11 protein-coding genes are annotated in these 16,098 nt (G+C 49.4%); 6 read left to right on the top strand and 5 right to left on the bottom strand.

Features of this window, described 5'->3' with window-relative positions:
- Positions 1-2: 2 nt before the first annotated feature.
- Entirely contained in the window at positions 3-1,178 is a 1,176-nt protein-coding gene (locus tag B2633_RS04415) for a DUF8173 domain-containing protein (RefSeq protein ID WP_483169410.1), read from the bottom strand.
- Positions 1,179-1,525: 347 nt separating this feature from the next.
- Between B2633_RS04415 and B2633_RS04410 the strand changes: the two genes are divergently transcribed.
- Positions 1,526-2,299, top strand: coding sequence for a hypothetical protein (locus B2633_RS04410; RefSeq protein ID WP_483169409.1), 774 nt, complete (start codon positions 1,526-1,528; stop codon positions 2,297-2,299).
- 88 nt (positions 2,300-2,387) lie between these two features.
- On the opposite strand, the gene B2633_RS04405 is transcribed toward B2633_RS04410, so the two are convergent.
- Together B2633_RS04405 and B2633_RS04400 are read right to left on the bottom strand one after the other, a co-directional pair.
- On the bottom strand, positions 2,388-4,181 hold the full coding sequence (locus B2633_RS04405; RefSeq protein WP_483169408.1) for a YgiQ family radical SAM protein: 1,794 nt from the start codon (positions 4,179-4,181) through the stop codon (positions 2,388-2,390).
- A 231-nt stretch (positions 4,182-4,412) separates the two neighbouring features.
- Positions 4,413-5,849, bottom strand: coding sequence for a glycosyltransferase family 2 protein (locus B2633_RS04400; protein WP_483169407.1), 1,437 nt, complete (start codon positions 5,847-5,849; stop codon positions 4,413-4,415).
- Between the two features lie 577 nt (positions 5,850-6,426).
- Here B2633_RS04400 and B2633_RS04395 point away from each other — a divergent pair.
- Positions 6,427-7,776 (top strand): S-layer homology domain-containing protein, encoded by a 1,350-nt coding sequence (locus B2633_RS04395; protein WP_483169405.1) that lies wholly within the window; start codon positions 6,427-6,429, stop codon positions 7,774-7,776.
- A 126-nt stretch (positions 7,777-7,902) separates the two neighbouring features.
- Here the strand turns inward: B2633_RS04395 and B2633_RS04390 are convergent, their stop codons facing one another.
- Positions 7,903-8,229, bottom strand: coding sequence for a hypothetical protein (locus B2633_RS04390; RefSeq protein ID WP_483169404.1), 327 nt, complete (start codon positions 8,227-8,229; stop codon positions 7,903-7,905).
- Between the two features lie 249 nt (positions 8,230-8,478).
- Between B2633_RS04390 and typA the strand changes: the two genes are divergently transcribed.
- The 4 genes from typA to B2633_RS04370 all read left to right on the top strand — a co-directional run bounded on the left by typA (position 8,479) and on the right by B2633_RS04370 (position 15,170).
- Positions 8,479-10,308 (top strand): translational GTPase TypA, encoded by a 1,830-nt coding sequence (gene typA, locus B2633_RS04385; protein ID WP_483169447.1) that lies wholly within the window; start codon positions 8,479-8,481, stop codon positions 10,306-10,308.
- Positions 10,309-10,467: 159 nt separating this feature from the next.
- Positions 10,468-12,363 (top strand): PAS domain S-box protein, encoded by a 1,896-nt coding sequence (locus B2633_RS04380; RefSeq protein ID WP_483169402.1) that lies wholly within the window; start codon positions 10,468-10,470, stop codon positions 12,361-12,363.
- Between the two features lie 104 nt (positions 12,364-12,467).
- Complete coding sequence (locus B2633_RS04375) at positions 12,468-14,267, top strand: DUF4153 domain-containing protein (protein WP_483169401.1); 1,800 nt, start codon at positions 12,468-12,470, stop codon at positions 14,265-14,267.
- A 201-nt stretch (positions 14,268-14,468) separates the two neighbouring features.
- Positions 14,469-15,170 carry a LiaI-LiaF-like domain-containing protein gene (locus tag B2633_RS04370; RefSeq protein ID WP_483169400.1) on the top strand — a complete coding sequence of 234 codons (702 nt, stop codon included), beginning with the start codon at positions 14,469-14,471 and terminating at the stop codon, positions 15,168-15,170.
- A 160-nt stretch (positions 15,171-15,330) separates the two neighbouring features.
- On the opposite strand, the gene B2633_RS04365 is transcribed toward B2633_RS04370, so the two are convergent.
- Positions 15,331-16,098, bottom strand: a 768-nt coding sequence (locus B2633_RS04365) for a group II intron maturase-specific domain-containing protein (protein WP_483169399.1), incomplete at its 5' end; no start/stop codon positions are given.

Here is a 16,098-nt window from a genome sequence, read left to right as displayed (position 1 = left end):
GATTAAGGCTGCGGATTGGGATTTATCGCCGCAGGCCTGCCGCGACGGCCGCTGTATATGCTCAATGCGATGCTGCCCAGGGCTATACAGGCCGCCGCCACATTTATAAAAATGCCGACAATGGGTATTTCGGAAAGCAGGATGACAAGCGCGAATCCCATCATGAACGCCAGCCATATCGAAACCTTTCCTTCCCAATTGAAACTGCGCAAGAGGTATCTGCCCACCATGTCCCCCAATATTATTTTAGATACGAATAAAATGAGGATATAGGCGAAGAGCAGGATGAATGCCACCGGGATGCCTATCACGGTGACCATTAAGACCAGGAATATCAAGGGCAAGGTCACCAAAAGCAACAGCCCCCAGCCTATAGATGCCCCCGGCGCCTCCTGCAGGGTGGATGCCAGCCGCTGCCACAGGGCAGGGAACAACAGGTAGCCAAAACCCCATAACACCAGGCCGGTGGCGAACCACATCAAGAGGCCGATCCAGGAAAACGGCTGCCGGGGGTGGGAGGGAGTGGCCTTATCAATAACGCTCTGCTCCCAGCGGTTCTCTCCGCTCACCCTGGCCCCGCTGGCGATCTGAGCCTCTCGCGGAGACTTGTATATCAGGTTGCCGCCGATTACCGCTGATGGTGACAGAGTAAGATTGTTTACTTCCCATAGTTTTAAATCGCTGCCGATGCTGCCAGTCAGGCGAAAACTTTGGGAAGCCCCCAAAACCTGACGGTTAACCTGGCCCAGCAGGTCCAGGTTATTTCCAAACAGCAAGGCATCTTTGCCGATGACCGCAGCAGGTTCCAGGCGGATATTATTTCCGGCGGCGGTCAGGCTTTGGGAGACTGCGGACTGTATGGTTATATCATTGGCGGCGCTGCGCACGTCTCCGTCTACCGCAGCAGTGATGCGCACCGACTGACCCGCCGCCATAACATCGCCGTTCACCTTTCCATTGATAACTACGCTTTGTCCGGCTGCGAATACATCACCTTCCACATCTGCATCAACCACAACACTATTACCGGATACGAATAGAGGGCCTTGAATCTGGCCCGGCGGAATATAAACCGAATCGCCGGTCTGCGTCTGCACCGCCAGTGCCGCAGGGGTCGACAGAGTTGCAAAAAGCAGAAAGGCGATCACCAACCATCCTGCCCAGGCTTTTGAATACATTCTCAAACCTCCTAATCTTTAATTTCAACGTTCAGCCGGGGAAATCCCTATCTTTACCAGTTGTCTTACGAGCATTATAACCCATGAAAGTAAATTCACACAGCGAAAAACACGGATTTACCAAGGTTATTATCTGCAGTCCCACCAGGGATATGCTTCTTCAAGCAATATCTGAAGGGCTCAGACCAGCGGGTATGGAGAACGGTGAATTCCTCTACTTATTGCCATCTTTATCTTATATAATAAAAAATACCGGGTTAGAGCCGCCCGGTTATCAAAAATCGGCGGGAACAGGCCTGGTGGGCAGGCCGGCTTAGTCCGCCCGGTTATAAAAGCTGCCAGGGTAAGTGACTGAAAAGGACGGTGTTAGTTTGCATTTCAACGGTATTGAAGTGAATCATGAACATTATGATCTCTTGCTGCAATTGGAAAAACGGCTGGGGCAGGTCGAGTATACCATTGGCAGTGAGCCGGAATCAGGCTTGGCAGGGGTCAGTAAGTCTCCCGATGACAGTGCTTTCATTATCGATATATCAAGCCAGTACAAAGGTGATACTCTGGCATGCAGGGTGGCGCATCAGCTGCTCTATGCCCTGCAGATGAAGGAAGGCTGTCCATTGACTAAGCCGGCCGATCCTGAACTTGTCTGGCAGAAGATATTGTCGGAATCCATTAACAATCTGATTCTCGAATTGAAAGCCACCGACGAAGCAACGGCCCTGGGCTTTGACCATAGTTATATCTTCAATCATCGTTATAAAGAGGTCAAGGATTTCGCAGACCGGCATACCGGTAAAGCCCTGGACAGTTTTCAAAGCCGGTGGTTTGCGGTTGACCTGGCCCTGGCACTGATCTTTATACCCCCGGAAAAGATCAACTTCCTGCTCTCCGTTCTTAAAAGTAAGGAGGATGAAGCGGTCGGATTGGCGCTTTCAATCATCAACCTTATTGAAAAGACCGGCTATACCACAACCGGCCGGGCTTTTCTGGCAATGGCGGAGATCAACACCCTGTTGGATACCTGGAGTTATTGCCCCATCCATTATGGGGAAAAGGTAATCGGGTCAGCTCAGCAGTACCAAACCGAATTTTTCAATCTGCGCGCTTTACTGCTGGGCTAGAGGAAAGAACCGGACCAAAGCAGTAGCCCAATAGAGCTCATGGGCCGATTGACGGAGGAGTTAAGGGCAGCCCTCTTTGTAAAGCTTTCTAGGGCGCCTGCTTTCCATTAAACCGGGGAGGTTTTCTTTTTGGAGGCGGTTTAGACGACTTAGTCTTTTTCGCCCGGTGGTTTTTGCTGTCAGCCGATTGCGGCGGCTTGCTACTGGAAGCGCCGCCTTGCAGCATATCCCGCTGTTCGCGCCTTTCCTTTGCGCTTTTGGGAACGTATATCTTTTCACCGTTGAAAGGGTTCATCCCGGTATGGTACATGCTGGCAGAAATCGTCATCGGCAGAGGGGTGAAATTCTGCACCTGCTCCGGATGATGCCGCATTTGCCGGCTGACGTATTGAGCCAGTTCCCGGCTCTCCTTCAAGCTGCTGCCAGGATGGGCACTTATCAGATAGGGGATGAGATACTGTGTTTTGCCCAGCTGACGGTTGACCCTGTTGAAGCTCTCCGTAAACTTGAGGTACTGGGTATGATCAGGTTTTCCCATCAGAGCTGTGACCTTATCGGCAACATGCTCGGGGGCCACTTTCAACTGCCCGCCGACATGATGTTTGCACAGGGAATGCAAATACGAACCGGAACTATCTTTAATAATCAAATCATAGCGCACCCCGGAAGCCACGCGTATATGCTTTATTCCCGGGATTTTACGCAGCTCTCGCCACAGTTTGACCGAAGGAGAATGATCAGTATCCATTTTAGGGCACAGGGCTGGAACCAGACAGCTGCCGCGCTTGCATTTCTCGCACTTAAGCCGCTCTTTCCCGGATAAACCATACATATTAGCGGACGGACCGCCTACGTCAGGAATACTGCCCTTAAAATCGGGATGCATCAGGAAGGAGCGGGCTTCATTGAGCAATGATTCCTGGCTGCGGCTTTGAATGAATTTGCCCTGGTGCAAACCGATGGAACAGAAATGGCAGCCTCCAAAGCAGCCCCGGTGGGTCAGGATGGAAAACTGAACCGGCTTGAGGGCCGGAACCCCGCCCCGGTCTTCATAAATCGGATGACTTCGGCGCTGAAAGGGAAGGGCATAGAGTTCATCCATCTCCGCAGTGCTCAGGGGCAAGGCCGGCGGGTTGGCCACCACCCAGCGTTCGCCATGCCGCTGGGCCAGGGGCGCAGCCAGGTAAGAGGTGATGTTTTGCGCTACCATTCTGGTCAGCTGAGAAAACTTGACGGGATCAGATGCGGCTGCTTCATAAGAGGGGAGAATCAAGGCATCTTCAGGCGGTTGCGCCGCCGCATAGCAGCTTCCCGCCACGTTACGCAAGGATTTGACATCCTGACCTCTTTCTAAATACCGCGCTGTTTCAAAAAGAGCCTTTTCCCCCATGCCGTAGATGAGCAGGTCAGCCTTGCTGTCCAGCAGTATGGAGCGCCGCACCTGGTCGCCCCAATAGTCATAGTGGGCCAGACGCCGCATACTGGCCTCAACCCCGCCGATAATGACCGGTATCCCTGGAAAGGCTTCGCGCAGCCGGTTGGTATAGACGATGGTGGCCCGGTCGGGCCGCATTCCAGCTTTCCCCCCGGGAGAATACACATCCTGGCGGCGTTTCTTTTTGTCGGCAGTGTAATGGTTAACCATAGAGTCGAGATTGCCTGCTGAAACCCCAAAAAATAAACGAGGGGCGCCCAACTGCATAAAATCCTCCCCGGTCCGCCAATCTGGTTGGGCAATAATACCCACCCGGTAGCCATGGTATTCCAGAAACCGCCCCAAGAGCGCCGCCGCCCAGGCGGGGTGGTCGACATAAGCATCCCCGCTAACCAGGATGATGTCAAGCTCTTCCCAGTTTTTTGCTTTCATTTCCGCTCTGCTCATAGGGAGAAAACCCATTGCTATGCTCCTTAAATCAACACCAGTTATAACCTTGTCGTTATCTTTCCCAGTATGACAGCATACAGCGCAAAAATCCAGCCCGTCGGCGTTTTAACCGTCCGATATGATTTACGGTTGTTATCAGGATAATTTTGGATGGATTACAAAAATTGAGAAGGCAGCAATACCCTGTGGTATTGCTGCCTTTTAATCCCGGTTTGGTATAGTAGACTGTTACTTCTTCACAACCGCTTTTTCCAGGTCGAGGCTATCTTTGACCGGAACATAATGTTTGCCCGGCTTATTGCGGCGTTTGGATGAGCTGCGCCGCGGCCGCGCCTCGCGTTGGGAAAGATCTACCACATCATCGCTTTCCTCGGTAACCGCTACTTCCATAGGCGCCTGGTTGACCGGCGATTCTATGCTGCTGATGGAGATGCCGCGCATATGTTTGGTATGAGCCCATTCCGTCTGGTTACTATGTTTTAACAAGCCCCAGATAGTAACCGGGAACCAGGTGAATCCATAGATGGGATATGTCAGGTAATAGAAATAAGCCTTGCGCGGCGCGCCTTCCAGGATCAATCCCAACATCGGATAGCAGTAGCCGAGAATTCCGAAACTCCACCAGAACCAATTAGGGGCCATGGCAGTGATCGGCGACGCGTAGATAGGCTGCGGAGATATCCAATGGGCGCCTCCCAGAATGATGTTAAACAACATAATGGTGATGGCAATCGGTTGAAAAAGGTAAATAGCGCCGTCTATGGGATACCATTTTTTCTCGCGGATGCCCTTTTTCAACAAAGGGATCATATAACGGAAGGCTACATCCCAGTGGCCTTGCAGCCAGCGGGTACGCTGCCGCCAGGTCTGGGAAAAATAGACCGGTTTTTCGTCATATACATGAGCGTCATGGGCCCACGAAGTCTTTATCCCGTGGAGCAGGAGCTTCATGGTGAATTCCAGGTCTTCGGTAAGACAGGTCGCTCCCCAGCCAAACTCTTTCAGAAGGTTGTACTCCAAACAGACGCCGGTTCCGCCCATAGCATTGGAAAGACCACGGTTGTAGCGGGCCAGCTGCCACATGCGGTTCATCGACCAGTAGGCAGTTGCGTAACAGGCGGTAACCCAGGAGTCGTTGGGGTTTTTAGTGTCAAGGTAGCCTTGAATGGACCGATAACCCTTCTTAAGCTTGGAGTTCATTTCCAATAAAAAGTTTGAAGAAACCACATTATCGGCATCGAACAAGCAAATCGCATCGTATGTACATTCGTTTTCCATTTCAAACAGCTGGTTAAACATCCACTCCAGAGCGTACCCCTTGCCGCGTTGATTGGAGAAGCGTTCATATACCCTGGCGCCTTCCTGGCGGGCGATGGCCGCGGTGTTATCGGTGCAGTTGTCGGCTATAACGTAGATATCAAAGAGATCCTTGGGATAATTAATCTGCTTGAGACTTTCCAGGTGATACTTAATAACCGCCTCTTCATTATGAGCTGCGGTGATCAGGGCGAACTTTTTAACGGGCACATAGTCTTTTTCCTCTGGATGCTTGCGCCACCCAGCGATAGAAACATAGTAATAATAAAATAATACCAACAAAACTACTGCTTCAGTTACGGCTACCAGCGCCGTTAGCAAATAAAACAGCCAGCTTTCAAAAAACAAAGCGTAAGACTCCTCCCTATATGTCATTCACAGTTTGTCTCTTAAGGTAGCATTTTATAGATGCCAATCCATAGAATGCTCAAAAACAACAGATAAAAGCCGACCTACTCCCTCCAACCTACCAGAAAAGTTTTCCGGTTACAACATATTTTAGTATAACAAAGACTAAAATATCTTCTCCAAGAAGGTAAAAAAACCCTCTTTATCCTGGTCAAACAACAAAAATATCTTTGGGGTTGATACCCCCGCCGCCGCTAAATGAATCCCTGGAAACCTCGTCCCTACCGTATTGTTATTATATAAACAGATTAATTATACCAGAGGCGGTCTTGATGTCAATCTACTTGTACCTGGTACGGCATTCTCCTATGTAGAAACTGTATCACTAGTATTCCTGCTTTTGTCAAGACGTACTCTTTGAAGGCGGATTTACTTTCAGTTAAGTCTCAAAATTGTAACACAATCTTTATAGGTATGCCCCTTTTCGAGTATAAACATTAGTTATTTTGCTGCCATGCAAGGTTTTGATGCCCGGGGCGTATAAGTAGGCAAATCGATAATAACGGAGGGGGATTACATGTCCAAGATTCTGACTGTAATGCTCGGTATATTATTTGTCCTGACCAGTTCCTCAGCGGCGTCAGCCCGGCTGCAACCCGGGGACTTCACAGACATCCAGGAACATTGGGGTAAAACCGCCATCAATGAGGCGCTTGCCCAGGGATGGATGCAGGGCATGGGGGCCAACAGCCAAGGATATCACATATTTGCTCCCCAGGGAACGGTTACCAGAGCCCAGGCTGCCGCTGTCCTGGTGAGGATGTTTGACCTTGACTATGGCGACAAACAATTCTTCAAACAACCGCTGGCCAGTGATTATTACCAGGATGTTGACAATCAGTCCTGGTATGCTGAGGCAGTTGCACTATGTGCCGTAAACAGCATTTTCGAAGACAGCCCGCACTTTTATCCCCAGCGGGATATAACCCGGCTGGAGATGGCCAAGGCCATTCAAAACTGCTTTACAGCCAAAAAAATCAGTGTTCCCATGATAATGATGCTGCCCGTCTATGACGATATGGACAGTATCCCTCCAGCTGACGTCAATGCCGTGGCCTTCGTAACCAACACTGATATTATGAAAGGGGATAATGGGTATTTTCGGCCTCAAGATACCATGACAAGGGCTGAACTGGCCCAGGTGCTTGTCAACTGTTCTAAGGCCATAAAACTCCAGCTCCCAGACGGAAACCTCTCCGGAAATGATCAGGAAGCCGGTAAAACGGTAAGCATAAATACCAGGACCATCCAAAATCAATCCGAGAACATGAAAACCAGTTTGATGGTTCCTGCCATCAGCGGTTTGGAGGATCAGGAAGTGGAGTCAGCCCTTAACGATCGCTGGCTGGGTGAGGCCCAGGAATTTGCCGAAGGGTTGGCAGCCGGCTTAGAGGCATACGTTGAAGACCGGGAAAACGCAGGTGCTCCGGTTTTCCCCTATGAAGTAATGACCAGCTATCAGGTTATGACTTTGGAGGATAGCTTCTTAAGCATGTATATAGACTATTACCAGTACACTGGCGGGGCGCATGGGATGACCGAACGCATCGCCTATAACATCGACCTTACAACCGGCGCGGACATTGCCCTGGCCGATCTGTTTACAACTGATTATAAGTACAAAGAAGCCATCAACCAGTTCATTCAAAAAGAGATCACGAATCGTCCAGGCGACTTTTTCCCCAGCGGTGACATGGGTTTCAACGGTATTTCCGATGAGCAGCCCTTCTACCTCACCGACTCCAAACTGGTGATTTATTTCAGTCTTTATGAAATCGCCCCTTATGCGGCCGGATTTCCTGAATTCGAAATTCCCCTGAGTTATCTGAATGGGGGGTTAAAGGCACCCTTCATAATAACTGCATAGCCAGCCGGGTCCCGCTCTCCAAATCCCCGGCTGGCATTTATTTTTTTATTATTTTGCTGACATCTTGTTCTTCACTTCGGCCACAGGCAAACCAACATTATCTCAAAAACTTGAGTTATAAGCGGCTCAGTCTTTAAGCCGATAATCATAGCCGCCGCTATTTACCAGATAGCCATCCTCGCACAGGCGGTCACAGATCTTGACAATAGTGAGGTAGTTCTGGAAATTAAGCTCTTCCTGTACCTCACAGAGACTGCAGTGGTTTTTTCGCATCGAATCCAGGACTGCGTGTTTATGATCTTCTATATATTTATTAATAAATTCTTCACCCTTGGGAGTCACACAGCAGAAACTGATCATATAGCCTTCATTTTTGAGTTCCTCGGTTTCCCGTCCATAGACCTCAAAAGCCAGAGACAAGGTAATAAAACGATCCTCATTTTCTTTTGTCACCCAACTCGACCCCCTCATCCTTTATAATTACATAAATTAACTATTCAGCGCAGATATTCCTGCTTAAACAGAATAAGGCGGGAGGACGGTTCAGGCGCGCCAGCGGGGACGGTTTATTTTCTGAAACCACAGCAATTTTGTGTTTGCTGGCTTAGCAGGATTCTCTGTGATATAATAGGACGTCGTGCAGTTTAGACGTAGTTTTCAGGTGCCAGGGAATTTAACCTGGAGTAATAGTATGAGAGGTCGATTAAAGTGCAGCCTAATTCCTTGCGAAATATCGCCATAATCGCTCATGTAGATCATGGCAAAACCACCCTGGTGGACAAATTATTGAGATACAGCGGCTATTTCCGCAGCAATCAGACGTTGGTAGAAAGGGTCATGGACAGCAACGATCTGGAGCGGGAACGCGGCATTACCATATTATCAAAGAATACCAGTATTATTTATGGCGACACCCGCATTAATATTGTGGATACACCCGGCCATGCCGATTTCGGCGGCGAGGTGGAACGAATCGTCAGAATGGTGGATGGGGTTTTGCTGCTGGTAGACGCTTTTGAAGGTTCGATGCCGCAGACTCGTTTCGTACTGCGGAAAGCTCTGGAGGCCGGGCTAAAACCCGTAGTGGTAGTCAACAAAATCGATCGCCCCGGGGCCAGGCCTCTCCAAGTAGTTGATTCAATACTGGATCTATTCATAGATCTGGGAGCCGATGAAGACCAGCTTGACTTTCCGGTGGTCTATACCTCGGCCAAAGAGGGTTATGCCAAGCTCGGCCTTGAAGACGACGCGGCAGACATGAAGCCCTTACTGGATGTGATCATTGCGCAAATCCCGGCGCCGCAAGGTGATTCGGAAGCTTCCCTGCAAATGATGATATCTTCCATAGATTACGATAATTATGTAGGCCGTATAGGGGTGGGCAAGATCAGCCGGGGGGTGTTGCATAAAGGCCAGGAGGCTATTCTCTGCAATCCTGACGGCAAGACAAAACGGGTCAAGATAAATACCTTATACACCTTTGAAGGCCTGAAAAAAATCGAAACCCTTGAGGCTGTGACGGGTGAAATCGTGGCTGTTTCCGGTATAGAGGACATAACCATTGGGGACACCCTCTGTGCGAGCGACAGTATTGACCCGGTTCCTTTTGTGGCTATTGATGAGCCTACCATCTCCATGAATTTTGTAATCAACAACAGCCCCATGGCCGGCCTGGAGGGAAACTATATTACCAGCCGCCATGTCAGGGATCGCCTCAATCGAGAATTACTGTCCAATGTCTCTTTAAGAGTAGAGGAGATCAGCCCGGATTGTTTTAAAGTATCAGGCCGCGGTGAACTGCATCTGTCTATATTAATAGAATCGATGCGCCGGGAAGGCTATGAATTTGCGGTTACCCGCCCCGAGGTGATCCTTAAAACCATTCACGGCGTGATTCACGAACCTGTAGAGCAGGTCTTTATTGAGGTTCCGGATGAATATGTCGGAACCGTGATAGAAGGCCTGGGCAGGCGCAAAGGGGAGTTGCTGACTATGAACAATGGAACCGGCAGCACTTCCAAATTGGAATTCTTGATTCCCTCCCGTGGTCTGATCGGCTACCGTTCAGAATTTTTGACTGATACCAAGGGTAATGGCATCATGAACCATTGTTTTGAAGCCTATCAGCCTTTTAAGGGGGATATCGCCACCCGCAACCGGGGTTCGCTGGTGGCCTCGGAGAGCGGCGTCACCGTAGCCTACGGCCTTTTCAACGCTCAGGAACGCGGCACGCTATTCGTAGATGCCGGGGTGAGCGTTTACGCCGGTATGATAGTAGGCGAGAATGCGCGCAGTCAGGATATTACCGTTAATGTGTGCAAGAAAAAGCAGCTTACCAATACCCGGGCTTCAGGTAGTGACGAAGCCTTGCGTTTGATCCCGCCCTTAAATATGACCCTGGAAAAATGCCTGGAATTCATAAATAATGATGAATTACTGGAAGTCACCCCACAATCGCTGCGTTTGCGAAAGATGATCCTAGATAAAACCGAACGGGAGCGCTCCGCCAAGAAAAAGGAGCAGGCCAGCTGATATCTCCGGGTATCATGAGATGCCTGACAGCGGGAATCATTTTATTGAATTTCCGCTGTTTTTTATTTCTGTAATATTCTGTGAGCCCTCATCAAGCTTTGCAAAAACATGGTAAAATAACGTATACCACTCGTATAAAGTGATCGGGGGAGGGTCATCGTGCTGAATAACGACCAACATGATGATGTAGTTAAATATATACAAAAAATTGAAGAATTAGAGAAACTTTTAGAAAAGGAACGCAGACTACACCTTCAAGCAGATCAGCAGTTGGAAGAATTATTTGATCTATCTTCCGACCTTTTTGTAATTACAGATAAAAAAGGGCATATTAAAAGGGCTAATGCCAATTTTATTTCGGTGACCAATTACACCGGCGGGGAAACCATAACAGAAATAATCAATAATAAACTTCACCCTGATGACATTGAGTCTACCTTGAAGGCTATGCGCCGGGTGGTAAGAGACCGCAAGCAAAACCTGGTTTTCCGCTACCGCAACGATGATGGCTCTTTTTCCTGGTGCTCATGTAATATCATAGTCTCCAAGGAAGAAGATGTGGTCATAGGGGTGGGGCGAAACATTACCGAATCAAAAGAATCTGAGCGGCGTCAGGCTGATATTATCAACTTCCTTCCTGACGCCACTTTGGTTATTGATCAAAATGGCCGGGTGATAGCATGGAATAAGGCCATTGAAGAAATGACCGGAGTCAGCTCGGAATACATGCTGGGCAAAGGCAATTATGAATACAGCCTGCCGTTTTATGGGGAGTGCCGTCCCATACTGATTGACCTGATCAATCTTAACGAAAGTGAAATTGAAGACTCCTACCTGAGTCTTCACCGGGATTACAAACGCATTTCCGCCGAGAGCTTCTGTCCCTTGATAGGCAGCAGCGGCGCTTTTCTGTATGGCACCGCGTCTCCGCTGTTGGACAGCAACGGGAAGCTGGTGGGTGCGATCGAATCGATCAGAGATGTCAGCTTTCGCAGGAAAACCGAAGCGGCTCTGCGGCAGTCGGAAGAGAAATTTTCCAAAGCATTTCACGGCAGTCCTATTATGATGTGTCTGGCTACCCTTGAAGAGGGTATATTTATCGATGTCAACGAGGCCTTCTGCCGGGTTGTAGGGTATACCCGCGAGGAGATGATAGGCCGCACCAGCACCGAATTGAATTTTTACGCCATCCCCGACACCAGTCGCTCTTACCGCAAACTGCTGATAGAAAAGGGCAGAATCGAACACTATTCTTTCGGCTTCTGCAAAAAATCAGGTCAGGTTCGCGATGGCTTGTTGTGGAGCCAGCTATTGGATATTGACGGCTCATCCTGCCACATAGCCTGCATTATTGACATAACCGAACAAAATCGTCTGGAAAAAGAAATGGCCAGGCTCGACCGCCTTAAACTGGTTGGGGAAATGGCGGCCAGCATCGGCCATGAAATCCGCAATCCCATGACGACCATCCGCGGCTTTTTACAGCTATTGACCGACAAAAAAGATTATCAAGATGATTTCGCCTATTTTGAATTGATGATTGAAGAACTGGACCGGGCCAACAGTATTATAAGCGAATATCTGGGCATGGCGCAGGACAAACTGGTCGACCTGCAGCCCCGCTACCTTGACCAGGCGGTTAAATCGATTTATCCCATGATTCAAGCCGACGCAAATATCAGGGAAATGGCAGTATGCCTTGATCTCTCCAAACCTCCCATACCGCTGATCGATGAAAAAGAGATCCGGCAGATGATTCTAAATCTGGCCCGCAACGGATTGGAGGCCATGTCGCCGGGAGGCACCCTGACTATCGGCACCCAAACCGGGCCCAAGGAAATTGTGCTCTATGTCAGGGATGAAGGTCATGGTTTGGATCCGAGCATTGTGGACAAGATAGGAACCCCTTTCCTTACCACCAAGGAAAAAGGCACCGGTCTTGGCCTGGCCGTCTGCTACAGCATTGCCGCCCGCCATCATGCCACAATTGATTTTGAGACCAGTCCCTGCGGCACTACTTTTTATGTGCGCTTTCCGTTCCCCCCGGATGACTAATCGGTTATTTCCTTCAATTCCGCGAATTTGGATGTAAGTCTGAAAATCATTTCTCAGTAATAAGGTATATTACAATATTGATGATTGACAGGGGAGGAGTTCACATGAACCGTTTGGGGGCTATGATAAAAGCTGCCTTGTTGAGGCTTATTGAAGCTATATCTCGTTTTCCGCTGACTGTAGTCTGTCTGATCGGCGCTACCATACTGTTGTGTTACATGATATCTTTGCACAAGCAGCCCGGACCGATTGTCGAAAAACTGGCCTATACTTTTTTGCTGGGTTCCTTCCTGGGCATCGCCGCACAGTTCGCCTGTGAACGCTTTGAGCAGCTCCACAAAAAGCGTGTTGTGGTTTATCTTGTATCAACCCTGTTGACCATCGGATATTACTTGATTCTTATGCCGGTCCAGAGCATCAGTCATGAGGTTACTATCCGCACTTTTGTAGCAGTGGCCGCCATGTTCTGCGCTTTCATCTGGGTGCCGTCTTTCAGAAGCCGGGCCGATTTTAATGAAATAGCCCTGGTGCATTTTAAATCCGCCTTTATATCAGTTTTGTACTCGGCCGTGCTCAACGCCGGTTGTGCCAGCATTATCGCCGCGGTGGATATCTTGCTCTTCCCGGTCGATAACGATGCTTATGCTTATACCATGGTCGTCATCTGGGTGCTGTTCGCCACGCTCTATTATTTATCACTTTTGCCCCGCTGGGGTTCGGAGCGGGCTGAGGACAGGGAATTTGCCAGGTATTCGGCTGAATACCCCCGCTTCCTGGAAATCCTGGTTTCCTACATTGCGATCCCTCTGGTGGCAGCCTTCACCCTGGTCCTGGCCGCATATTTCGTCAAGATACTATTTACGCTCAAATGGCCTTCGGGGCAACTCGGGGGGATGGTTTTGGCCTACTCCGCCTCCGGACTGATTATTTATATCCTGGCCAGCCTTGCTTCAAACCGTTTTGCTACTTTATACCGTCTGATTTTTCCCAAGGTATTGATTCCGGTTGTAATCATGCAGCTCATATCGGTGGGCATTCGCCTGGATGCCTACGGTATCACCGAATCCCGCTATTACATTACTCTTTTCGGCATTTTTTCACTGGTTTGCGCTATCATGCTCAGTTTTAAGCCAGTATCCAAAAACGGCTTGATCGCCTTGCTGGCAGCCGGTTTTGCTATTTTATCGGTGATACCGCCTGTAGATGCTTTTACCGTATCCCGCAACAGCCAGATCACCCGCCTGGAAAGCATGCTCCTGGCCGAGGGCCTGCTTGTTGACGGAAAAATCACCCCCAAGGCTGAAGTAAGCATGAACCTTCGTCTGGAGGCTACCAGCATACTCAGTTACCTGCAGGCTCGGGATTACACCCGCTATGTTGTCTGGCTGCCCGCTGATTTCACCACCTATAGGGATATGAAAAGTGTTTTTGGATTTGAATCGGCTTACCCGGGTATGGATGTGGAAAGCAATTACTTCTTTGCGGTCATGGATACTCAAAAACCTTTTCCCATCAGCGGTTTTGATATCCTGGTCAGTGCCAGTTCCCACCGCGGAGCAGTAAGCCAAAATCTGTCCGCCGTCGATTTTGAGGTACAGGGCCTGCCTTATAAATTGATCCTGGAACGCCTGTCTGCCCAGGAGGTGCGGCTCGCGGTACAGAACGCGGCCGGTGCCGAACTGATCAGCACCGGTTTGTATGATTTCGGCCAGACCGTCGCCGAAATTGGGAATGTGCCTAAACAGGCCTTGCCTCCCGAACAAATGACTTTTGACGTTGAAAACAACGGCTACAAGCTGCGAGTGATTTTTCAAAACATAAATATCACCAAAGGCGACAGTCTTGAAGCCGGGGTGGATTACGAACTCATGATCATGTTCGGGGTTCCAACAGCCATTCAATAAAATCGTTCCATAATGCCCCGCGCGATCTCCTGGAGCAGCTTCTAAGCGGAGGAGAAAATTAATGCAATAAAACGGTTCCAATGCTGAATGCGACAGGGCTTGAATAGAGAGTAGCAAATAACGCCAAGCTGATATAGACTTGAATTGCAGGAGCCTTTATCCGCGTTGTTCCTGCGGAAGCAAAAGGAGCGTGAGTATATTATGGAGAGATTGGGCGGGCGTTATCTGGCCGGGCTGGTCGTGATCGCTTTTGGAATCGTCGCACTGCTTAACAATTTCGGGTTTACCGCTGTCAGTCTGGGATATTTGTTTAATCTATTGTGGCCGCTGTTGATCGTGGTGGCCGGCATTAATTTCATCGCCCGGCGCGATCCGGCCGGATTGATCACCGGAGCCATTTTGACAGCCCTGGGAGTTGCATGGTTTGGCCGCAATGCCGGCTGGTTGGATATTGATATGTCCTTGTTCTGGAAAGCCTTCTGGCCGGTGTTGATCATTATCATCGGGTTGAATATTATGCTCAAAAATGAACACAATAGCCGTGGAAATATAGCTATTATGGGCTCGGTGGAAAAGAAGCACGAGCCCTGGGAGCTTCGCAGTGCTGAATATACCGCCTTCATGGGGGGCATCGACCTGGATATCCGCAAGGCCCGATTTACACAACCAGAGATAACCCTGACCTTGTCAGCCATTATGGGGGGGATAAGCGTCATCCTCCCTCCAGACGTAGCCGTAACCTGCAACGGTACTTCCATTTTAGGCGGAATAGATCTAATGGGCCGCGGATCTGGCGGTATTTTGGGCAGCACCTCCATGCAGAGCGGCGATTTAAAGAACAGCGATAAAATTCTGCATCTCAAATGCACTACCATAATGGGTGGTATTGAAATCAAACAATAGTATCCTCCCGGCAATGGAATTGAGACAAAAAACTCAGCTTTTTAAATTATGCAATGTTTACTGGTACTGAATATCAATCGGGTAGGAGGCTGACCCTTACTGGGTCAGCCGACCTCCCACAGAACCGTACGTACCGTTCGGTATACGGCTCCTCCCATGTTTACACACGAACAGACTCGTAGTAATCGAGAGAGTCGAAATATCCTGCCTTCTTAAGTCTCTCGGCTGAGATGGCCTTGGCAATGATCGGGTTACGGGCGCAACGCCAGTAGCCCTTTCTTATGTTTGCGCCTTCTCGTGCCACCCAGTCGATTATGCCTAGTTTCTTAAGCATAGCGTAACGCGTCCTGACTCTTTTCCACTGCTTCCAGATGACCATCCGAATACGTCTGCGTAGCCATTGGTCTGTCCTTTTCAGCAGGCTCTTCATGTCCGCGAGTTTGAAGTAGTTGACCCAGCCAGCAATGAACTGCTTGAGTTTTAACTTTCTCTGCTCGTATCCCATGCCGTTGCTTCTTGACGTGATGTGGCGTATCCTCGCCTTCATCTTTGCAGCACTTTTGGGATGTACTCGCAAACCCACGTCTCTGTTCTTGTTGATGTAGAACGCGTAACCTAAGAATTTGACCTTGCCTACATAGGCTACTGCCGTCTTTTCCCTGTTTACTTTAAGAAATAGTTTCTTTTCTATGAACGGGATTAGATTCGCCAGTGTCCTTTCCGCCGCCCTTTTGCTTTTGCAGAAGACGAGCAGGTCGTCCGCGTAGCGGACGAGTCTATGCCCTCTGCGTTCCAGTTCCCAGTCCAATTCGTTTAGGAGGACGTTTCCACAAAGTGGACTCAATGGACCTCCCTGCGGGACGCCTAGTTCCGTTTCCTCAAATCTGCCAATGCGTGTGACAACGCCTGCCCGGAGATATTTATGGAT

The organism is Syntrophomonas sp. UBA1041, from assembly GCF_002316705.1.
In the GTDB taxonomy this organism is placed as follows: Bacteria; Bacillota; Syntrophomonadia; order Syntrophomonadales; family Syntrophomonadaceae; genus DTU019.
The sequence above is the reverse complement of the archived record's forward strand: the minus strand, read 5'-3'. Positions and strand labels throughout refer to the sequence as shown.

Excerpts from the sequence above, each read along its gene's own strand:
- B2633_RS04415 (WP_483169410.1), bottom strand. The coding sequence starts at position 1,178 with ATGTATTCAAAAGCCTGGGCAGGATGGTTGGTGATCGCCTTTCTGCTT.
- B2633_RS04405 (WP_483169408.1), bottom strand. The coding sequence starts at position 4,181 with ATGAGCAGAGCGGAAATGAAAGCAAAAAACTGGGAAGAGCTTGACATC.
- B2633_RS04395 (WP_483169405.1), top strand. The coding sequence starts at position 6,427 with ATGTCCAAGATTCTGACTGTAATGCTCGGTATATTATTTGTCCTGACC.
- B2633_RS04375 (WP_483169401.1), top strand. The coding sequence starts at position 12,468 with ATGAACCGTTTGGGGGCTATGATAAAAGCTGCCTTGTTGAGGCTTATT.
- B2633_RS04370 (WP_483169400.1), top strand. The coding sequence starts at position 14,469 with ATGGAGAGATTGGGCGGGCGTTATCTGGCCGGGCTGGTCGTGATCGCT.